Genomic DNA, 21,353 nt, shown 5'->3' on the forward strand with positions numbered 1-21,353 from the left:
AAATTAATATGGTAAAAAGATTATTAAATTGTACGGCAAGTGAATTACTAGCTATGTCAGGAAGCGAATTAAAACGTGCTATTTATGCCAGTGAAGGTAGGACTATTTTAAGTGAAAATGCTGTGGTTAAAGATCCAGTTGTTGACGGCATTACAAATAGTGAAATTGCTAAATATGCTGGAGCTGATTTAATTTTATTAAATGCATTAAATCTAGAACGACCTTCTATAGCAGGGCTTGAAGAAAACCAAGTAGATCCCATTCGTTATTTACGAAAGCTAGTGGGTCGGCCAATTGGGGCTAATATTGAGCCAGTTGATGAAACTTTGAATATTATGGATGTTAAAGAAGAAATTAATGTTGGACGTAAGGCATCAATTGCAACATTTAAGAAGGCTGATGAACTAGGATTAGATTTTATTTGTTTGACGGGAAATCCTGGAACGGGAGTTTCAAATGATGCTATTTATAACTCAATTAAAGAAGCAAAAGAAATATTTAGTGGATTGATTATTGCTGGTAAAATGCATAGTTCAGGAATTGATGAACCTGTTATCGATGAACAAAGTGTAGAAAAATTCATAGAAGCTGGAGCAGATGTGATATTACTTCCAGCCGTTTATACGGTACCAAAATTTACCAGTGATGATTTATCTAAAATGGTAGAAGTAGTTCAAAAATATAATCGTAATCAAAATGATATTGCTAAAAAAGTACTAACGATGTCAGCAATTGGAACCAGTCAAGAAAGTTCTAATGAACAAGTTATTCAAAAAATTGCTTTAGAATGTAAAGCGTGTGGTGTTGACATACAACATATTGGAGATGCAGGATTTTCAGGATTAAGTATTTATCAAAATATAGATGCTTTAGGTAATGCAATTCGGGGAGAACGTCATCAACTTCGTATGAAGGCACAGTCTATTCTTAGATAATTTAATATTTTAGAAACTCAGAATAAATATATTTTTTGAGATGTTAGATTAAAAAATAATCATAAACAAATAAATAATCTTTAAAAGTTAAGCTTTCAAATAACTTTTAAAGGTTATTTTTATACGTGGTTAAAGGAAAATGGCACCCTTTTAAAAATAAAGTGAAAACCAATTGTATATTGATAAATTATGCGTTATAATAATTTTTCAATCGTATTTATACGAGTAGATTAAGCATAATAAAGGATGTGTAACAGTGACTGTATCTTACTTAAGACTGGCAACGCCAGAAGACTTACCAGCAATTACAGGAATTATTGAGGAAGCAAAAGCTTACCTTAAAGAACAAGGGATTGATCAATGGCAAGGGGCCTACCCGGCGGCGAACCATTTAGAACAAGATATTAAAGACCAATTGACTTATGTCTTAATGGTTGGAGATGAAATTGCAGGAACTGCTGCACTTTGGTTAGGAATTGACCCAATGTATCTTCATATTGAAGGTGGCGAATGGATTAATGGCCCAGAAGCACGTTATTCTGCTATTCATCGTGTGGCTGTTTCTTCAAAATTTAGAGGCCAACGTTTATCAGAAAAAATGATCTCAGGGTTGTTAACAATTGCCAGATCATTGGGTTATAAAGATGTTCGTGTGGATACGCATCCTGAGAATAAAGGGATGCAACACGTGATTACGTCAAATGGATTTGATTACAAAGGGATAATTCATATGGACGATGGCGCGAATGCAGAACGCTATGCTTACCAAATTATTTTAAAATAAAGTGTTTTGAAGCTAACAGTATTGGAATGAAATCCAGTACTGTTTTTATTTTATTTGAAATTGATTGTATCTTGGGGAATGATACGTTACAATAATCAGCAATCTTATGTCAACTAAATACTGAAATATAAAAAGGGAAGTGTAACAGTGACTGTATCTTACTTGAGATTGGCAACATCCGAAGACTTACCGGCCATTATAAACATTATCGACGAAGCAAAGGGTTATCTTAAAGCGCAAAAAATTAATCAATGGCAAGGTTCCTATCCAGAAATTAACCAATTAGAACAAGATATTAAAGATGAATTAACTTATATCTTAATGGTTGGAGATGAAATTGCAGGAACTGCTGCACTTTGTCCGGGAATTGAGCCAATGTATTTACAGATTAAAGATGGCGAGTGGATTAATGGTCCAGAAGCACGTTATTCTGCCATTCATCGTGTGGCTATTTCTACAAAATTTAGAGGGCAACACTTAGCAGGAAGCGTAATCTCTTACCTTCTGACGGTTGCTAGACTAGCTGATTATAAAGATATTCGGGTTGATACCAACTCCGAAAATAAAGGGATGCAACATGTTATTGTAGCGAATGATTTTGAGTATAAAGGTGTTATTCGAACGCCTGATAGTGATGAAGCAGAACGATATGTTTACCAACTTATTTTAAAATAAAGTGTTCAAGACAGCAGAGTGAGATTGTTGTCTTTTTTTGTGAAAAAGGCAACAATTTCTATTTTGATACGGTATACTAGTATCAATCAATATGGAGGAGGGATTTTTTTGATTTCAACAGCAACGACTTTAGCAGGTGCTAATTTTGATAATTGTATGATGAATGCATCTGGTGTTTATTGTATGGATAGTGATGAATTACTGGCCGTCGAAAATTCTAAGGCAGCCACTTTTGTAACGAAGAGTGGCACGCTTCAACCACGTAAAGGTAATCCAGAACCGCGTTATTTTGAGACTGAATTCGGTAGTATCAACTCAATGGGATTACCAAATAACGGTGTTGATTATTATTTAGATTTTGTTTCTCAAAATCAGATAAACCATCCTGGTAAAACATACTTTTTATCAATTACTGGTTTTAATCTGGCAGAAGATCTCGAGTTACTCCAAAAAGTAACGGATTCAGATTTTTCAGGGATTGTTGAATTAAATTTATCTTGTCCTAATGTTCCAGGAAAACCACAAACGGGTTATGATTTTGACACAGTAGATGCTATTTTAAAAGCTGTTTTTGATGTTTATCACAAACCTTTAGGTGTTAAATTACCACCTTATTTTGATATTATTCACTTTGATCAAATGGCAGCTATTTTAAATCAATATCCATTATCATATGTAAATAGTATTAACAGTATTGGTAACGGATTATACATTAATGATGACACAGAAACGGTTGTTATTAAGCCTAAGCAAGGCTTTGGTGGTATTGGTGGCGAATATGTTAAACCAACTGCCTTGGCTAATGTACATGCCTTCTATCAACGCTTGAACAAGGATATTCAAGTGATTGGAACCGGTGGGATTCAAACTGGTAAAGATGTTTTTGAACATATTCTTTGTGGGGCAAGTATGGTTCAGGTTGGTACAGCATTGATGGTCGAAGGACCAGCTGTTTTTGAACGTTTGACTGCAGAACTTGAAGAAATTATGGCGGAAAAAGGTTACAGTAGTATTGAGGATTTTAGAGGAAAATTAAATTATTTATAAGAGTAAATAGAGAACACCTAATCGGGAATGCCTTCGATTAGGTGTTTTTAAATGTTTTAGTCGGCATAAATAACTTGATAAAAGTTTTTACAATTAGTTGGTTTACAACACAAACTAATTGTGATACTATTGTTTGTGTAATAGAAAGCGCTTTCTAAAAAGTGCGATGAATAGGAGGGATTTTTTATGTGATGAATTGTCAAAGGTTAACTAAACTTTTTGGGCGTTAGAATATATTAATTATGAGCAATGTTATTTTGTTCAAAATTAATATTTAGTACAGGTTATTTAGCAATATTTATATTAGGTTTTGATGAAATTATTAGGAGGTATGTAGTTTTGGAAGAAGAAAATCAAGTTTCTTGGAAAGAACGATTAGCATATGCTATGTCTGATTTTGGATGTAACACTATTTTTCAAATTGTTGGTACTTATTTTTTAGTATTTAGTACAGATACAATGGGTATTAAAGCATCAGTTATTACAGGATTATTTGCTCTTACTGCCGTGATTGATTCTTTTGATGGGATTGTTTGGGGTCAATTTATTGATCGAACTCATACTAAGTGGGGGAAATCAAGACCATATTGGTTATGGTTTTCGATCCCATTCGCACTTTTCTGTGTTATGGCATTCTCAGCACCTAATTTACCATATACATGGAAAGTAGTATGGATATACGTTGCTTATATTGGAGTTAAGGTATTATATTCAGGGGTGAACATCCCTGTTACGTCTATTTTACCAACAATGACATCCAATCCTCAGGAACGTGTCGTTCTATCTACTGTGCGTCAATTCTTTGGAAATATGGGAGCATCAATTTTATTACCACTAACTCTTCCAGCAGTTGCTTGGTTTGGAATGCGCTTTGGTAGTAGCAAAGCTGATGCTACAACATCGGCAGCCGGTTGGTTCGTTTGGGCTATTATTTTAGGTATCCTTACAATAGTATGTTTAATGACAGCTTTTGCCGGAACACGGGAACGAATCGTTACGAAAGATTCGAAACGCTCAATTCCTATGAGAGAATCAGTTAAGGCTTTAAAAGGAAATTATCCATGGGTTATCATTATATTTATTAACTTTATTTACTGGGGAGCATTTGCAGTAAGATCTAGTTCTTTACCATATTACTTTAAATATGTGCTACATAATGAAGCTTTGGGTAGTTGGGTTTTAGCAGGTACGGTAATTACATTGGCATCTACAGCGTTAGTACCTCTTTCAACAAAATTAATTGGGAAAAGAAATACAATGCTAATTGGTATGATAGGAACAGCATTATCACAAGTAATTTTATTTTTTGCTGATAAAATGAATGGAAACGTTCCCATGATTTTATTTGGGATTGTATTGTACTATATTAGTTATGGTTTGACGGGTGCTTTAATTGCAGTGATGTTATCTGATGCAGTTGATTTTGGTGAATGGAAAAATAATGTTCGTGCAGAAGGTTTTGTTACGTCATTCAGTTCATTTAGTGCAAAATTAGGTATGGGTCTAGGTAGTATGATTTTATCGTCAATTTTGGCCAGCGGAGGATATATTGCTGTAACTACAGGGCATTCAGTAGTACAGTCAGCTTCTGCATTAAATGCAATTAGATTAGGTTTCATTTGGATTCCATTAATTGGATATATTGCTTCATGTATAGCGTTATTATTCAATAATGTAGATAAAATTGAAAATAAAATGGTAGCAGATTTAAAAGTTAAACATGAAAGTGAACAATAAAAAATATTATAGTAAAAGGAGAAATTAATAATGAAATTTTCAAATGGATATTGGTTAACAAACGAAAAATACTTAATAAATAACCCAGTAGAAGCTTATGATACAGATATTTTAGATGATTCAGAATTGTCTAAAAATAAAGCTTTACGTGTATATTCAAGTTTTAATAAAATAAATTCAAGAAGTGATATGTTAGATACAGGTAATACGGTAATGTCTGTGTTTTCACCTGATAAAAATATTATTGGTATTCAAGTGAAACATTTTGATCAAGATGATCGTATGCCAGAATATCAATTAGTTGAACAAAAGGTTAACCCAGATATTCATGTAGATAAAAAACAAGCTACATTTAAAAGTGGTGATCTTGAGGTTGTAGTTAATTTAAATGATAAATTTAATATTGATTTTAATTATAAAGACAAACGTATTACAGGGTCAGAGTACGGTGCACAGGGATCTATAGATGATATTTCCGGAGGCACGCCAGGACAAATCATGCATCCCAATACAGTGGTAGGTGCACAATCGTTATTACCTGATAATCAAATAAGTTCAAGTGTACATTATATGCGTGAACAACTTAGTTTACTTCCTGGGACGAATGTTTATGGATTTGGGGAATCATTTGGTCCGTTTGTAAAAAATGGACAAAGTATTGATATTATTAATCGAGATGGTGGTACAGGATCAGAACAAAGTTATAAATCAATTCCATTTTATATAGCAGCAAAATTAGGTGTTTCAAAAGATGAAAAAACAGGTATTTATTATGGTGTTTTTGTTAACGAAAGTCAGCCAACTAGCTTTGAAGTGGCTAGTGAGGTCGTTGACCGAGTTAGCTTTTCTACAAGAGGAGAAAGTCTAGAATACTATGTTATTGGTGGAGATTCTCCTAAAGATGTCGTAAGTAAGTATAACAAATTAACGGGTGGATCTGCATTGCCTCCAGAATGGACATTTGGATTATGGTTATCAACATCATTTACAACTGATTATTCAGAAAAAACTGTAATGAAATTTATTGATGGTATGTTTGAACGTGATATTCCACTTTCTGTATTTCATTTTGATTGTTTTTGGATGAAAGGTTTTGAATGGAGTAATTTTGAATGGGATAAAGAACAATTTCCTGATCCAAAAGGATTAATTAGTAGATTACATGAAAAAGGACTTAAAGTTTGTGTTTGGATAAATCCTTATGTATCACAAAAATCTCCTTTGTTTAAAATTGGTAAGGAAAAAGGTTACTTTATTAAGAAAAAGGATGGAAACGTATGGCAATGGGACTTGTGGCAACCAGGTAACGCAATTGTTGATTTTACAAATCCTGAAGCTGTTACATGGTATCAAGGTTTGCTTAAGAACTTATTGGATATGGGAGTTGATGCTTTCAAAACTGATTTTGGGGAAAGAATTCCTATGCACGATGCTGTTTACTACAACGGAAATAATCCTGAAGGAGAACATAACTTTTATACAGGAAGATACAACAAAGCTGTATTTGAACTTTTACAAGAGGAAAAAGGAAAAGATGATGCAGTAGTATTTGCACGATCAGCAACTGTAGGTGGCCAACAATATCCAGTTCATTGGGGTGGCGATAATTTAAGTCAATTCCATTCTATGGCAGATAGTCTGAGAGGCGGACTTAGTTTAATGTCATCAGGATTTACATTTTGGAGTCATGATATTGGTGGTTTTGAAGCAAATGCAAGTCCAGAAATATATAAGAGATGGACTCAGTTTGGTTTATTGTCTAGTCATTCACGTTATCATGGAAATATTGAATATCGTGTGCCTTGGTTATTTGATGAAGAAGCGGTTGTTGTTACACGTAAATTTGCCAAGTTAAAACAAAGTTTAATGCCATATATATATGGACAGGCAAAGGAATCAGTCTATCAAGGAATTCCATTGATGCGTCCTATGTATATGGAATTCCCAGATGATCCTAATACTTCTAGTATTGATCGTCAATATATGTTTGGTTCAGATATTCTAGTTGCACCAGTTATGGATAAAGAGGGTACAGTAGATTATTACTTGCCTGAAGGTAAGTGGCAGCATGTTTTAGATAATCGTGTACTAGAAATAAATCATCAAGGAAAATGGATGAATGAGACGTATGATTTTAAGAGTTTACCAGTTTGGAGAAAATTGAATTAATTTTTCAATTGATATAATTAGTGATTACTGTAATTAGAATAGAAAGAAGTTAGTTTTGAGGATTCTGATAATAATCACAATGTACTAAAGTAAAAATGGACTGCGATATAAATCCTAAAAAAAGATGACATTTAGAGGTGATTTTCTCTAAATGTCATCTTTTTTAGGATAATCTAAGGTATAAAATAAAAGGTTAATATTTTATAGAAGACTTTCCTTTTATAAAAAGAATAATTTTAGTTTAATAATGGATAGGGGTGTAAAAATCACTTGATTTGATTAATCGTTGTCTTGATAAAGTTATTAATTATCAAATTGCTATTGAAAACTTTAAAGCTTTTTTGGATATTTGTTATTTGAATCTTTGTGGTACGAATGAAATACTCAAATATGGTATGATTAACAACAGATATCAATAATACATAAGGAAGTAATTAAAGTGGAAATAGGACTATTACGGGGCGATAATTCAAAGTTAGTTTTACAACAAATATTTAATAATGCAAATATTTCTAGAGCACAAATATCTAAAAATTTAAATTTAAATAAAGCAACAGTATCGAGTATTTTTAATGAGTTAGAAGAACAGAAACTTGTTGAAAAGCAAGGCGAAGGCGATAGTACGAAAATTGGTGGTCGGAAGCCCATTATGTTAAATATCAATCAAGAATACGGATACACAATTGCCCTTGATATGGGGTATGATTATTTAGATGTTATGCTGAATTATTTTAATGGAAAAATGATGTCTTATGATCGTTACCAGTTAAAAATGAACGATTTGACTAATGTTTTGGGTATCATTAACGAAAAAATTAATTTTTCAGATAAAAAGCAGACGTTAAATGGTCTTTTGGGTATTGGTATTTCAGTCCATGGGGTCGTTGACAGTAACCATGAAATTACTTATTTACCGTTTTTAGATTTACAAGGTATGTCGGTTATCGAAGAGCTTGAAAAGTTGGTAGATGTTCCGATTAGTATAGAAAACGAGGCCAATTTGGCAGCCGTTTTTGAACGTGATTTTAGTGATAAAATAATTAGTAATTTGATTACAATTAGTATTCATAAAGGAATTGGTGCTGGATTAATTATCGATAATGAGCTTTACCGAGGTTGGAGTGGTGAGGCAGGCGAAATTGGTCGAATGTTAATGCATTCTGAAAATGAGACAGCAGGTAATACGAGTCGAATTGAAGATGTGTGCTCACAAGATGCGATTATTAATAAATTGAGAATTGAATTAAAAAAAGAAGTTGAATTGGATGATGTACAACAATTATATTATCAAAATAATGTCATCGTGAAGAAAGAAATTGATTACTTTGTTCATTTGATAACAGAAGTTGTGCATAATGTTAACGTTGAATTTAATCCAGAAATTATTTATTTGAATTCACCATTAATTGAAAAAATTCCAGTAATTATAGATCAAATTAATGATGAATTGAAAAAGGTTTCAAGTAAAGAAGCGACTGTTAGATTATCAAGTAATGTTGAATTTTCAACTTTACTGGGAGCTATGTCGGTTATTACGCATCGAATATTAGATATGGGTAAAATAAAAATAAAATTTTAACTGGATATAAAAAGAGAAGTCATACACTGACTTCTTTTTTTACGCCCATTAGAAAGCGCTTGCTAAAAAGATGAAAGCGTATTATAATAAGTTTGTAAACAAAACCAACTAACTTAAAAGGAGATCTAATCATGTCATTATTTAAACAAGAAAAATTAACTTACGTAGGAAATACAAAAGAGTTACAAGCAGGTAATGGATTCCATTATTACAATGCTGATGAAGTTATTAACGGTAAAAAAATGAGCGAATGGCTTAAATTCTCAGTTGCTTTCTGGCACACAATGGACCAACGTTTAACTGATCCATTTGGTGATGGTACTGCTCAACGTCCTTGGGATACAATCGAAGATCCAATGAAACAAGCAATTGCAAAAGTTGATTACTTATTCGAATTCCTTGATAAAATGGATGTTGAATATTTTGCATTCCATGATCGTGATTTAGCACCAGAAGGGGATACATTACGTGAAACAAATGCGAACCTTGATAAAATCGTTGATCATATCGTTGAAAAAATGGAAGAAACTGGCAAAAAAGTTCTTTGGAATACATCAAGCTTGTTCACAAATCCACGTTTCGTAGCTGGTGGTGCCACAGCACCTTTTGCCGATGTCTTTGCTTACTCAGCAGCTCAAATTAAACATTCATTAGAAATTGCTAAACGTGTTAACTCTCAATCATATGTATTCTGGGGTGGCCGTGAAGGTTATGACTCATTATTAAATACGGATATGAAATTGGAACAAGATCACATTGCTAAATTCTTTAGATTAGCAAAAGATTACGCCAATGAAATTGGTTACACGGGTCAATTCTTACTTGAACCAAAACCAATGGAACCAACAACACATCAATATGATACAGATGCAGCAACAACAATTGCTTTCTTGAAAACTTACGGTTTGGAAAATGACTTCAAACTTAACCTTGAAGGTAACCATGCTTACTTAGCTGGCCATACTTATGAACATGAAGTTCGTGTTGCTCGCGATGCTAACTTGTTAGGCTCATTAGATGCTAACATGGGTGATAAATTAGTTGGTTGGGATATTGATGAATTTCCAAATGATATCTATGAAGCAACCTTAGTAATGTACGAAATGTTGAAAAACGGTGGTTTACCAACAGGTGGTTTGAACTTTGATGCTAAACCTCGTCGTCAATCATTTGAAATGCAAGATTTATTCTTATCACATATGGTTGGTATGGATACTTACGCAGCTGGTTTACGAGTTGCAGCTAAATTGATTGAAGATCGTGTCTTCGATAAAGTCTTAGATGATCGTTACAGTTCATTTAAATCAGGAATCGGCGCAGACTTCGAAGCTGGTAAAGTAAGCTTCAAAGAATTCGAAGATTACATTATCGATAAACCACAATCAGAAATCATTGCTTCAACAAAATCAGGTCATTTGGAACAATTGAAATCAACATTAAATAATTACATTTACTCAGTTTTAGGTAAATAACAACAGCGATAAAAGAGCAACGGAGTGAGGCAGTGCCTGAATCCTGAGCTCTTTTATTTTCTAAAGTAGTAAAAATTAAATGTAGAAAGAAGCGAATGAAATGGGAGTCGTACTAGGGGTCGATTTAGGAACTAGTGCAGTTAAAGTATCAGTTGTGGATCGAAAAGGAGTCATTGTTGCGCAAGAAGGTTATGATTATCCTTTATCACAAATTAAGCCAGGGTATAGTGAACAAAATCCTGAAGATTGGGTCACAGCAACAACCGTTGCCATTGCACGCTTGATTTTGAATGATCACGTTAAACCTGAAGATATTGAAGGTATTAGTTATTCTGGTCAGATGCATGGGCTCGTTTTATTAGATGAAAATAATCAAGTTTTGCGTCCAGCTATTTTATGGAATGATACGCGAACAACTGCGCAATGCAAAGAAATCTTAGATGTCATGGGTCAAGACTTTATTGATATCACACGTAATGTCCCTTTGGAAGGCTTTACGTTGCCTAAATTATTGTGGGTTAAGGAAAATGAACCTAAAATTTATTCAAAAGTGAAGACTTTCTTGTTACCAAAAGATTATTTACGATACCGAATGACGGGTAATCTAGCAATGGAATACTCTGATGCAGCTGGTACCGTCATGATGGATGAAGCTAACAAAAAATGGAGTAAAAAAATTGCTGAGAAGTTTGATTTATCAATGTCGATTTACCCAGAATTAATTGAATCGATTGGATTAGCAGGAAATATTAGTGATTCTTATTCCGCATTTTCTGGGTTAACAACGGAGACTAAAGTATTTGGTGGCGCCGCTGATAATGCTGCTGGTGCGATTGGTGCGGGAATTTTATATCCTAATATGGTCATGTCATCAATTGGAACTTCTGGTGTTGTATTGAAATATGAAGATTCAGCTGATGTGAATTATAACGGTAAGTTGCACTTTTTCAATCATGCTATTCCTAATAAATATTACACAATGGGTGTTACATTAGCCGCTGGATATAGTTTATCTTGGTTTAAAAAGACCTTTGCTGACGATGCTGATTTTGCAACATTTGTTGCTGATGCAGACAAATCTACCGTTGGTGCTAATGGGTTACTTTTCACGCCTTATATTGTGGGAGAACGGACACCTTATCCAGATGGTGATATTCGTGGGAGCTTTATTGGAATTGATGGCACGCACACAAAAAATGATTTTACGAGAGCCGTTTTAGAAGGGATTGTCTTTTCGTTTGAAGATATTATGACAATCTTTGATTCTCAAGGGAGTGACTTTGATACCGTTGTTTCCATTGGTGGTGGTGCTAAAAGCCCAGTTTGGTTACAAATTCAAGCTGATATTTTCAATAAAAAAGTGGTTTCGTTGGTTAATGAACAAGGTCCCGGTATGGGAGCTGCAATGATTGCCGCAACCGGTAGTGGCTGGTTTGACACTTTACAAGATACAGCTAAGGAATTTGTTAGCTATGGGAAAGAATATTTACCAAATCCTGATAATGTTAAAAAATATCAAAAGTTATATCAACTTTACACTAAAGTATACGGTCAAACGGCTGAAATTAGTCATGGACTAATGGATTACAGACGTAATGATATTTAGAATAAAATGAAATCTAATGGTGAGGCTGTGACATAAGTCTCTAAATTTGATGTGAAACCAATTTTCGATGCATAGACTTGTAATTATGGACTTAAATATTTTAAAATTAGTTACATTAAGGACTAATATACCTAAAAAAGCAAAAATAAAAACAATTGAAAAACCAATTTTGGTTTTTCAATTGTTTTTATTTTTCAGAGGCCATTTATTTCACAGTTATGACATAATCAATATTTTTAATGTTTTTTATAGCTTAAATAATAAAAACCTGAAACAAAGATTGCACCACCGATAATATTACCAATATAAACAAAGAAGAAATTTTGAATGAATGCAAGCCAATTAGAATGACCTTCAAAAATAGCAGCTGGAATGACAAAGGAATTCGCAATACTATGTTGGAACCCGATGGCAACAAAAATCATGATAGGAAACCAAATGCCTAGAATTTTGCCAGCAGCGTCTTTTGCACCATAAGATAGCCACAATGCTAAGCCAACAAACCAATTACAACCAATTCCAGAAATGAGGGCTTGTAACCAAGTTGCAGATACTTTGTGATCAGCTAAACTGATGACCTGGGTTAAATAAGCATCGCTATGGGTTAAACCAACGACATGACCGAAAAAGTAAGCAACGAAAATGGCACCAATCACATTCGCAATAGTAATCACAATCCAGTTCAGAACTAATTGTAAGAAATCCACTTTTTTATCCATAAAAGCAATTGAAACGGCCATCATATTCCCGGTAACGAGTTCGCCACCACATAGTAAAATGACAATCAAGCCGATTGGGAATACAGACGCACCAACGAGATTAGTTAAACTGGCTAGATTAGCTGGAATTGAGGCAGATACGCGGATATAGGCAAGATAGCCTAGTGAAATCATGGCACCGCCGATAAAGCCTAAAATGAGCTTTTCTATTAGTGACTTTTGAATCTTGTTAGTCCCAGCTTCGATACTAAAATCTACAATTTTACTTGGTGAATACATAAATTATCTCCTTGTTTTTGCTGAGAAATAGACAGATATTAAATTTATGACTATTAATTTGTTTGATGATTTAAACTTAATGGGGTTAAGCTGCTTGTCGCTTTTTTAGATAAGTTACTAATTGTTTAATAGTAATATAAGGTAAATTAAATTTTTCGGATAGTTTTATTAATTCTGGTTGGCGAGCCATATGGCCGTCTTCACTAACAATTTCACAAATGACGCCACCAGGTGTAAAACCTGCTAATTTTGCTAAATCGACTGCCGCTTCAGTGTGGCCAGTTCGTTCAAGAACGCCACCAGCTTTAGCAATTAATGGAAATGTATGACCGGGATGAACGAAATCACTAGCTTGAACGTCAGGTTTCATTGCTTGACGTATTGTTGTAGCTCTATCGTATGCAGAAATGCCTGTAGTAACCCCTGTTTTATCGTACGCGCCATCCATTGAAATCGTGAAAGCTGTTTCGTTAATTTCAGTATTATTTTGGACCATTTTATGTAAACCAAGTTTTTTGGCAAGATCTGATTCAAGGGGCATGCAGACTAATCCACGTGCTTGTTTTATGATGAAGTTCAAATTTTCAGGTGTGATATTTGCAGCTAAACCAATCAAATCACCTTCATTTTCCCGACCTTCGTCGTCCGAAACAATAATTAATCCACCATCTTTAAGTTGATTAACTGCAACTTCGATAGAACTAAACTTTGATTCTGTCATAAAATTAAGCACCTCGTTCAGTTATTTCAAATCAATTGATTTGATGTGATTAAGCATAATAGCTAAAAGGTGATATGTCAATGAAGGAATCAGTTAAAAAGTGTTTTTATTTTTAAAAATAGTTATTTTAACGATAATTTTAATCAAAAAGAGAACTATATATTCTTTGCTACAATTCAATGTACGTGTTTTAAAACCAAAAGGAGCTATTCAATTTGAATAGCTCCTTTTGGTTAATTAACTTATTTTCTAACCAGATAATTACTGCGTAATTTAAGAGAAATGTATTCAAAAATACCAGCTACAATTAAGCAAAGATAGATAATAACACCGATTTCGTGGAAATCGAAGTAGAACCCACTCGACATGAATAGTTGATAGCCAATACCACCTGCGCCTGCAGCAGCCCCAACTGCTACAGCGTTTGTGAAATTCATTTCAAAACGAATGAACGTCCATGATAACAGCATTGGGATTGTGGCAGGAATAACAGCTTGAAAGACAATCTGCCACCAACTTGCACCACTGACTTTTAGTGTATCTAAAGCGTCATCGTCTAGTTCCTCGATACTTTCAGAGTAAGCTTTTGTGAGATAAGCAATACTATGAAAACTTAAACCAATAACGGCGGCAGTTGCGCCTAAGCCAATGACGATTGAGAAGATTAATGCCCATAAAATGGTTGGCACCGCTCTGATTGTTGCCATGACAACTCTGATGATTGTTGAAATAATTGGGTTGGATAAATTTCTTGCGGCAAATAGTGCGATAACGAATGAGATAATGGCTCCAATTAGGGTAGTCAAAATGGCTAACGCAACACTTGTTGCTAATGCTGAAAGTAGGGATCCAAACGAATCTGTTCCATTTAGCCCGGGCTGTAGAAAAATTAATCCTAGATTTTTAAAGAAGGAGACAGTCGCTGCACTAAATTTAATATTTCCAGTCGACATCGTGAGTAATGAGATGACAGTTGCAACAATGAGTAGTGAGGCAACCACGACTGTGACACTACGCCGCCGGTTCCAAGGATGAACTTGAATGGGTTTATGACGTTGCGGTTGAGATAAATGTTGTGTCGTTGTCAGTTCTGTCATGATATTAATCTCCTAATCTGTGTTGAAAGTAACTCAAGGCCAATGACAATGATGATAATCATCAACGTTGTCATACCTACTAAATCAAAACGAAAGCTTTTATAGTAAAGATTAAACAAGAAACCAACCCCCGTACCAGTTAAAATACCTACAAGAGTGGCATCGCGAATGTTGTTTTCAATCATGTATAAAATACCACTTAACATCGTTGAAGAAATCATTGGGATGACCCCTTGAAAGATAATTTGGAAGTAGCTTGCACCAGTTGTTTCGAGAGCTTCAATTGTTGATCCAGCATCATCTTCAATTGTTTCCATGAAGAAACGAGTTAAGTAGCCAAAACTGCCGAAGAATAAGGCTAAAAATCCAGTAAAATCGCTTTGCTTAAATGAGAATAGTAAAATCATTGCCCAAGCAACCAAAGGGATGTTACGGAAAAATGAAGCGATAACTCTTGCGAACAACATGGTGAAACGGTTGATACCCGTTACTTTTGAACCAAGAATAGCAATTAATAGTGAAAAGGCAGTAGCTATGATGGTTGAAGAGATTGATAGGCCAACTGTTTCTAGTAGTTTAGTTAAAATCAAAGGTAAATAATTAACGGAACGAGTGGTTGGGATGAAATTCACCAGTAACCATTTAATACCTGCAGGAACGGCAGTGAACGCTTCTAAGTTGTTGTAATCGACGAAAGTTGCCGACACATAGTAAAGAACCAAGAACCCGATTAACAAAAGGGCAAATTTACGTTTTTTTAGATTGAAAAAATGATGATTATCCATTAGCAACCACCGGTTTAGTTGTTTTGTAAAGAGCATCCAATTCATAGGGCGTTAGTTCGTTGGCTGTTCCTTCAAAGACAACTTTTCCTTGGTTAATACCGATGATTTTATCTGCATATTCTTTAGCAATATCAACTTGGTGTAAGTTAACAATACAGGTAATATTTCGTTCAGTAGCTAAATAGCGTAGATAATCCATAACCGTTTTTGTTGATTTTGGATCTAATGCGGCAATGGGTTCATCGCAGAGTAAAACTTTTGGGTTTTGCATTAAAGCACGTGCAATACCCACACGTTGCATCTGTCCGCCACTTAATTCATCGCAACGATGGTACATCATGTCTTCTAAACCAACTTGTTTGAGAAGTGAGACGGCATTTTCTTTTTCTTCTTCTGTGTAAAGGCCGAACATACCAGCCAAAGTTGATTTATAGCCTAAACGGCCATGCAAAACATTTTCAATCACAGTTAATCGACTGACTAAATTAGCATTTTGAAAAATCATTCCAATTTGACGTCTGATTCGGCGTAACCCTTTTTTAGATGCGGCACGGATATCTTGATCATCTAATTTGATTTCGCCAGAATCGTCCGTTATTAGCTGATTTAAGCTTCTTAAAATCGTTGATTTACCAGCACCAGATGGGCCAATGATGACTAGAAATTGACCATCTGGGACATTGAATGAAACGTCTGTTAAAGCATGTTGACCCGTTGCGTAAATCTTGTTTAAGTTTTTGACAGATAACATCGCTTTTTCTCCTTATAGGTTAATTTTTAACAAGTTCATGGGTTGGTTTATACCATGAGTCTGAAATTTTAAGTAATTTAGATTTTGATGATTCTTTCTTCCAGATTGCAGGTACTTTAGCATTGACTGGTGATAAAATTTTAGCATTTTTGGTCATTTTTTCTGAAGTGAATAATGATGTGATTTTCTTTTGGTCTGACTTGCTTAAAGCTTTTGTATTAGCAACGAGTGGACCATTTTGAACGGGACTGATTGCGATTGCGACACTTTCTTTACCACGTACGTCAGTGAAAGGTGCTGTGGCATTAGATTTTACAGCGAAAGTTGAGCCGACTTTTGTCCATGAGCCTTTTTTAACTGTAATGTAGGCACTTGTATCAATATCATCGAAAGCAGCTACATCTACGTCACCTTTGAATAAGTTAACAGCTGAGCCTTGATGAGAATTACCCATTAAGACATTTTTGAAGAATTTACCATTTTGTGAAAGTTGATCTGTATCTTTTAAGTGAAAGAATGATTGGATTTTTGCGGTTGGAATAGCATAACCGGAAGTTGAGCTAACTGAAACAAATGAGATCTTTTTACCCTTGATATTTTTGATACTGTATTTACCATTAACTTGGTATTCTGATGCTTTGTCTTTTGGAACCATGAAGTAAGAATGGTAACTAGCATCTTTTAGCGTGCCTGATGCACCAGAAAGCGTGAATAAAGGTTGGACATCTTTATTTTGGTTATTGGCTTGTACATAGCCATCAGGACCCATGAAGGCTAATTGTGCTTTACCAGATGAAATGGCTTCAATAGCGACATTATAATCAGTCGTTGTTTGAATTTTAACTTTTTTACCGGTTGCTTTAGCGATTTGATTTTTAATTTCGTCACGAGAAGCGTTGAAATCTTTAGCAGATTCATTAGGATAAAAAACAATCGTGAGTGTATCTTTTTTTGAAGAACTGCCGGATGATGAACAAGCCGTTAGACTGATACCAATTGTTAAGACGAATAAAGCAATAATAAATGTTTTTAGTTTTTTCAATTTCTAGTACCCCTTTTTTTATGAGAAAAATTATGCTGAAACTTCTTGAATGGCTGTTAATAGGGATGCAATTTCTATTGATGAAACGTCCCCAATTGTCCCAATTCTAAATGAGGGTTCTTTGGTTGTTTTTCCCGGATAAATGACGAAATGTTTCATTTTTAGGGCCTGGTAGAAAGTGGGGAAATCAAATGATGCATTTGGCAGCTTGAATGTCGTGATAATTGGTGATTGTGTGGCTAGTGGCAACAATGTTTCATAGCCTAATTTTTCCATCCCTTTGACGAGTTCATGTTGATTTTTTGTGTAGCGAATGAAACGTTTTTTGACGCCGCCTTCAATGGTTAGTTCTTTCAAAGCTTGTGCGAAGGCAAGAACAACATGTGTTGGCGATGTGAAACGCCATTTTCCAGGATGTTCTTTAAAACTGATATGTTGGGCATAAAGATCAAGTGAAACAGAGAGTGAGTTACCTTTGCATTGTTCCAAAAGAGCGATACGCGCGATAATGAATGAAAATCCTGGGACACCTTGAATACATTTGTTGGCGCTACTAATTAAGTAATCAATTTTTAAGTTAGAAATATTAATGGGAATACCACCAAAACTACTCATTGCGTCAACAATTGTGACAATTCCTTGGGCTGAGACCCAAGGAATAATGGTGTTGATATCATTTAAAATACCAGTTGTTGTTTCACAATGAACTGTTGCAAAATGGGTCACTTCTGGGTGGTCTTTGAGAAAATTCTGAACGAGATCAAGTGTGACTGGTGTTGTTTCGTCAATAACGAGATTAACATGATTGATGCCCATTTTTTCAGCCATTTCGGCAATTCGAGCACCATATGTACCGTTAATTACAACCATGAGGCATGCATCTGAGTTTTGTGATTTTTTTGGAATAGTTGTTTCCAAGACAGATTCAACGCCAAAACTACCACTGCCTTGCATAAGTACCGCAGCATATTCAGTTGATTTAACATGAGCAATTTCAAGTAATTGATTTTGAATTTCAACAGTAATGGCAGTGTAATCCGAATCCCATGTACTGAGATCAATTTGCATGGCATTTTTTACTGAGGGAGTTGTGCTTAATGGGCCTGGTGTAAGTAACAGGTAGGGCTGTTTCATAGTTAGGTGATTCCTTTCTTAATTTAATTTTTCAATTAATGCGGGTAATTCTGTTAGGTTTAAAATGATGTAATCAGCACCGGCAGCCTTGAACTGTTGCGTTGCTGAGGCAATTTTTGAAGCACGTTCTGTACTGGGTAAATCGTTGAATTCTGTAAGTGTTAAACCAATTAGACTACTACTTTCGACAACTCCCACGCTGATAACGTTAGCATTTTTACCTTCTGCGATATCGATGATTGTATCGCCAACTTTAATGATTTGTTTTGGATTGCTTATTTTAAATTTACTGAGAATTGATTGAATCATCAGTGGTGAGGGACGACCTTCGCCGACATCTTCTTTAGAAACAATCATATCGGGGTGGTAACCAAGTGCTAAGGCTTTTTCGGCAACAACTGATAACATGTTTTGGGTGTAACCAGTCGTTGTCCCAATTTTAATGTCATGTTTTTTTAGGAAAGTTTGCGTTTCTAAAAGGCTTGGGACTAGCATCGTTTGGTCACGAAGTCTTTTTAGCAAAAGAACTTCAAATTCATTGAAAATGGCTTGCTGATCTTCCACAGAAATTGGGTCGTGGTGGAGGGCCAACCATTCTTCTTTAATTTCAGGTAATTGGACTAATTTTGCGATATGCTCATGTTTTTCAATGCCCATATCTTTGCGAATATCAGCGACGGTAATTGGCATTCCGCGTTCATGAAAGGCCTTTTGAAAGGCAAAAACAGGATCTATACTTCCAAAATCAACGGTTGTTCCGGCCCAATCAAAAATAACTGCTTTAATTTGTGGCAAAAAATTACCTCCTCTAAAATTTGGTGTCACTCAAGTACAAACTGAGTATAACGGGTCATTGTAAAATTAAAAGGCAAATTGCTGTAAAGGTTGTGTAAATTTGTAATGATTATAACTGTAAACGCTTGCATAAGATTGAACGTAATGCTACGATTCAACTATGATAAGTCGTGTACAATATAAAGGGGCGGTTAATATGACAGAATATATTGCAAGTAATCTAGAAAAAGATATCACTATTATTAATGCTTTTGATTTGGAAAAAGAGGCAGAAAAAATCATTCCAAAAGGTGGATTTGGTTATATTTCTAGTGGTGCCGGAGATTTATATACTTTGGAGGAGAATATAAAAGCTTTCAATCATAAACTGATTAAACCACGGGTGTTACAAGAAATTGATCATCCAGATACAAGGACAAGTATATTTGGGGATGAAATTACCTCACCGATTATTATGGCACCAGTTGCTGCCCATGGATTGGCGCATGTTAAAGGTGAAATCGATAGTGCAAAAGGTGTTTCGGATTATGGATCAATTTATACAGCAAGTTCATTTGCAACAAAATCATTTAAAGAAATGTCGGATCAAGCTAATGGTCAGCCGCAGTGGTTCCAATTCTATATGAGTAAGGATGACGGTATTAATCGCAATATTATGGATGAAGCCAAAGCAAATGGCGTTAAGGCAATTGTTTTGACTGCTGATGCAACAGTCGGTGGTAATCGTGAAACAGATAAACGAAATGGGTTTACTTTTCCATTAGCAATGCCTATTGTTCAGGCCTACCAAAGTGGTGTTGGCCAAACAATGGACGCTGTTTATGGGTCAGCTAAGCAACGCTTAAGTCCAAAAGATGTTGCATTTTTAGCCGAGTATTCAGGCTTACCTGTCTTTGTTAAAGGCATTCAAGATGGTGAAGATGCAAGTGTTGCCATTGATTCAGGTGCGGGTGGCATTTGGGTATCTAATCATGGCGGTCGTCAAATTGATGGTGGAATTGCTGCTTTTGACGCACTTCAAGGTGTCGCAGAAACAGTTGATAAGCGTGTGCCGATTGTTTTTGATAGCGGCGTTAGACGCGGTGCTCACGTCTATAAAGCTTTGGCAAGTGGGGCAGATTTAGTGGCAATTGGTCGTCCGGTTGTTTATGGATTGGCGCTTGGTGGTCATCAAGGCGTTCAAAATGTCTTTAATTATTTCCAACATGAATTAGAGTTGACAATGCAATTAACGGGAACGCATAATATTGATGAAGTTAAACGGACAAAATTAGTTGATAATCCTTACGGTAATTAACGTTAATGGATGCTAAAAATGTGAAATGAATTGAGGATAGTATTTTGAATAAAGCAAGGGTTGAGGCATTTACTGATGCTGTGATTGCTATTTTATTAACGATTATGGTGTTAGAATTTACGGTGCCCGAGACTGCTAAATTAAACGAGTTGATTAAGATTATTCCATATTTTTTCTCATATGCGACTAGTTTTTTGTTTATGGGCGTTGGCTGGTTTAGTCATCATTTTATGTTTAGTTTAACGAAACGTGTGACGAAAAAAATTTATTGGTTGAATAATTTTTGGATTTTTTCAATGTCATTTATTCCAGTTGCGACAGCTTGGACGGGGCGATTTATGGCCGATAGGGTACCGGAATATACTTATTTTGCCGTTTGTTGTTTTTGGAGTTTAACTTTTATTTTATTAACGCGTGAAATAAAAGTTGTTAATGAAGAGAAACACCCGGAGGTTAGTCGGAAAATTGATCGAATGATTGTTTACGGCATTTTAACCAGTTGGTATTATCCGGTATTAATTGTGGCTGTACTGGTCGGGATTTATTTCTTTCCACCAACAGCAGTGATTGCGCAATTGGTTATGTTGAGTATTATGGCTATTAATACGAGAAAAGATGGCGATAGGATTTTTGATGAAAAATAGAACTGTTAAATGGGGGTGGTAAACCCTTTTTAACAGTTTTTATTTTGTTCGCACGTTTCAAAACACGAACATTTCATTTGTAAAT

Annotated in this window: 19 protein-coding genes; 11 read left to right on the forward strand and 8 right to left on the reverse strand. The window is 35.0% G+C overall.

The window, feature by feature from the left end; genetic code table 11:
- The first annotated feature begins 8 nt into the window (after positions 1–8).
- From ACVQ8P_RS04630 to xylB, 9 genes are all read left to right on the forward strand, one after another.
- On the forward strand, positions 9–935 hold the full coding sequence (locus ACVQ8P_RS04630; protein WP_462297803.1) for a DUF7916 family protein: 927 nt from the start codon (positions 9–11) through the stop codon (positions 933–935).
- 256 nt (positions 936–1,191) lie between these two features.
- Positions 1,192–1,719 carry a GNAT family N-acetyltransferase gene (locus ACVQ8P_RS04635; protein ID WP_462297804.1) on the forward strand — a complete coding sequence of 176 codons (528 nt, stop codon included), beginning with the start codon at positions 1,192–1,194 and terminating at the stop codon, positions 1,717–1,719.
- Between the two features lie 147 nt (positions 1,720–1,866).
- Complete coding sequence (locus tag ACVQ8P_RS04640) at positions 1,867–2,394, forward strand: GNAT family N-acetyltransferase (protein ID WP_462297806.1); 528 nt, start codon at positions 1,867–1,869, stop codon at positions 2,392–2,394.
- Between the two features lie 108 nt (positions 2,395–2,502).
- Positions 2,503–3,441, forward strand: coding sequence for a dihydroorotate oxidase (locus tag ACVQ8P_RS04645; RefSeq protein ID WP_462297807.1), 939 nt, complete (start codon positions 2,503–2,505; stop codon positions 3,439–3,441).
- Positions 3,442–3,780: 339 nt separating this feature from the next.
- Positions 3,781–5,178 carry a glycoside-pentoside-hexuronide (GPH):cation symporter gene (locus tag ACVQ8P_RS04650; RefSeq protein WP_462297809.1) on the forward strand — a complete coding sequence of 466 codons (1,398 nt, stop codon included), beginning with the start codon at positions 3,781–3,783 and terminating at the stop codon, positions 5,176–5,178.
- A 30-nt stretch (positions 5,179–5,208) separates the two neighbouring features.
- Positions 5,209–7,347: an alpha-xylosidase gene (gene yicI, locus ACVQ8P_RS04655; protein WP_462297810.1), complete on the forward strand. Its 2,139-nt coding sequence runs from the start codon at positions 5,209–5,211 to the stop codon at positions 7,345–7,347.
- Positions 7,348–7,786: 439 nt separating this feature from the next.
- Complete coding sequence (locus tag ACVQ8P_RS04660; RefSeq protein WP_462297811.1) at positions 7,787–8,926, forward strand: ROK family transcriptional regulator; 1,140 nt, start codon at positions 7,787–7,789, stop codon at positions 8,924–8,926.
- Between the two features lie 131 nt (positions 8,927–9,057).
- Positions 9,058–10,398: a xylose isomerase gene (xylA, locus tag ACVQ8P_RS04665; protein WP_462297813.1), complete on the forward strand. Its 1,341-nt coding sequence runs from the start codon at positions 9,058–9,060 to the stop codon at positions 10,396–10,398.
- A 100-nt stretch (positions 10,399–10,498) separates the two neighbouring features.
- A complete protein-coding gene (gene xylB, locus ACVQ8P_RS04670; protein ID WP_462297814.1) occupies positions 10,499–12,004 on the forward strand; it encodes a xylulokinase in 1,506 nt (501 codons plus the stop codon).
- A 236-nt stretch (positions 12,005–12,240) separates the two neighbouring features.
- Here the strand turns inward: xylB and ACVQ8P_RS04675 are convergent, their stop codons facing one another.
- The 8 genes from ACVQ8P_RS04675 to phnX form a co-directional block, all read right to left on the reverse strand.
- Entirely contained in the window at positions 12,241–13,002 is a 762-nt protein-coding gene (locus ACVQ8P_RS04675) for a formate/nitrite transporter family protein (protein WP_462297816.1), read from the reverse strand.
- Positions 13,003–13,087: 85 nt separating this feature from the next.
- The gene (ribB, locus tag ACVQ8P_RS04680; protein WP_462297817.1) at positions 13,088–13,723 is read right to left on the reverse strand and encodes a 3,4-dihydroxy-2-butanone-4-phosphate synthase; all 636 of its coding nucleotides are present in this window, start codon (positions 13,721–13,723) and stop codon (positions 13,088–13,090) included.
- Between the two features lie 242 nt (positions 13,724–13,965).
- Complete coding sequence (locus tag ACVQ8P_RS04685; protein WP_462297818.1) at positions 13,966–14,820, reverse strand: PhnE/PtxC family ABC transporter permease; 855 nt, start codon at positions 14,818–14,820, stop codon at positions 13,966–13,968.
- A complete protein-coding gene (locus ACVQ8P_RS04690; protein ID WP_462297820.1) occupies positions 14,817–15,605 on the reverse strand; it encodes an ABC transporter permease subunit in 789 nt (262 codons plus the stop codon). The genes ACVQ8P_RS04685 and ACVQ8P_RS04690 overlap by 4 nt, the downstream gene beginning before the upstream one ends.
- Complete coding sequence (phnC, locus tag ACVQ8P_RS04695; protein ID WP_462297821.1) at positions 15,598–16,356, reverse strand: phosphonate ABC transporter ATP-binding protein; 759 nt, start codon at positions 16,354–16,356, stop codon at positions 15,598–15,600. The genes ACVQ8P_RS04690 and phnC overlap by 8 nt, the downstream gene beginning before the upstream one ends.
- A 19-nt stretch (positions 16,357–16,375) precedes the next feature.
- On the reverse strand, positions 16,376–17,398 hold the full coding sequence (locus ACVQ8P_RS04700) for a phosphate/phosphite/phosphonate ABC transporter substrate-binding protein (RefSeq protein WP_462297822.1): 1,023 nt from the start codon (positions 17,396–17,398) through the stop codon (positions 16,376–16,378).
- A 30-nt stretch (positions 17,399–17,428) separates the two neighbouring features.
- Entirely contained in the window at positions 17,429–18,532 is a 1,104-nt protein-coding gene (gene phnW / locus ACVQ8P_RS04705) for a 2-aminoethylphosphonate--pyruvate transaminase (protein WP_462297823.1), read from the reverse strand.
- Between the two features lie 18 nt (positions 18,533–18,550).
- Entirely contained in the window at positions 18,551–19,327 is a 777-nt protein-coding gene (phnX, locus tag ACVQ8P_RS04710; protein WP_462297824.1) for a phosphonoacetaldehyde hydrolase, read from the reverse strand.
- A gap of 196 nt (positions 19,328–19,523) precedes the next feature.
- On the opposite strand from phnX, the gene ACVQ8P_RS04715 reads away from it, so the two are divergent.
- Together ACVQ8P_RS04715 and ACVQ8P_RS04720 are read left to right on the forward strand one after the other, a co-directional pair.
- The gene (locus ACVQ8P_RS04715; RefSeq protein WP_462297825.1) at positions 19,524–20,624 is read left to right on the forward strand and encodes an alpha-hydroxy-acid oxidizing protein; all 1,101 of its coding nucleotides are present in this window, start codon (positions 19,524–19,526) and stop codon (positions 20,622–20,624) included.
- Between the two features lie 44 nt (positions 20,625–20,668).
- Positions 20,669–21,268 (forward strand): TMEM175 family protein, encoded by a 600-nt coding sequence (locus ACVQ8P_RS04720; RefSeq protein ID WP_462297826.1) that lies wholly within the window; start codon positions 20,669–20,671, stop codon positions 21,266–21,268.
- Positions 21,269–21,353: the final 85 nt, after the last annotated feature.

The sequence above is a fragment of the Dellaglioa sp. BT-FLS60 genome (genome assembly GCF_054941065.1).

What these genes read in the sequence shown, in the direction of transcription:
- ACVQ8P_RS04630 (WP_462297803.1), top strand. Translation starts at nt 9, where the DNA reads ATGGTAAAAAGATTATTAAATTGTACGGCAAGTGAATTACTAGCTATG.
- ribB (WP_462297817.1), bottom strand. Translation starts at nt 13,723, where the DNA reads ATGACAGAATCAAAGTTTAGTTCTATCGAAGTTGCAGTTAATCAACTT.
- xylB (WP_462297814.1), top strand. Translation starts at nt 10,499, where the DNA reads ATGGGAGTCGTACTAGGGGTCGATTTAGGAACTAGTGCAGTTAAAGTA.
- ACVQ8P_RS04675 (WP_462297816.1), bottom strand. Translation starts at nt 13,002, where the DNA reads ATGTATTCACCAAGTAAAATTGTAGATTTTAGTATCGAAGCTGGGACT.
- ACVQ8P_RS04715 (WP_462297825.1), top strand. Translation starts at nt 19,524, where the DNA reads ATGACAGAATATATTGCAAGTAATCTAGAAAAAGATATCACTATTATT.
- xylA (WP_462297813.1), top strand. Translation starts at nt 9,058, where the DNA reads ATGTCATTATTTAAACAAGAAAAATTAACTTACGTAGGAAATACAAAA.
- phnC (WP_462297821.1), bottom strand. Translation starts at nt 16,356, where the DNA reads ATGTTATCTGTCAAAAACTTAAACAAGATTTACGCAACGGGTCAACAT.
- yicI (WP_462297810.1), top strand. Translation starts at nt 5,209, where the DNA reads ATGAAATTTTCAAATGGATATTGGTTAACAAACGAAAAATACTTAATA.
- phnW (WP_462297823.1), bottom strand. Translation starts at nt 18,532, where the DNA reads ATGAAACAGCCCTACCTGTTACTTACACCAGGCCCATTAAGCACAACT.
- ACVQ8P_RS04690 (WP_462297820.1), bottom strand. Translation starts at nt 15,605, where the DNA reads ATGGATAATCATCATTTTTTCAATCTAAAAAAACGTAAATTTGCCCTT.
- ACVQ8P_RS04685 (WP_462297818.1), bottom strand. Translation starts at nt 14,820, where the DNA reads ATGACAGAACTGACAACGACACAACATTTATCTCAACCGCAACGTCAT.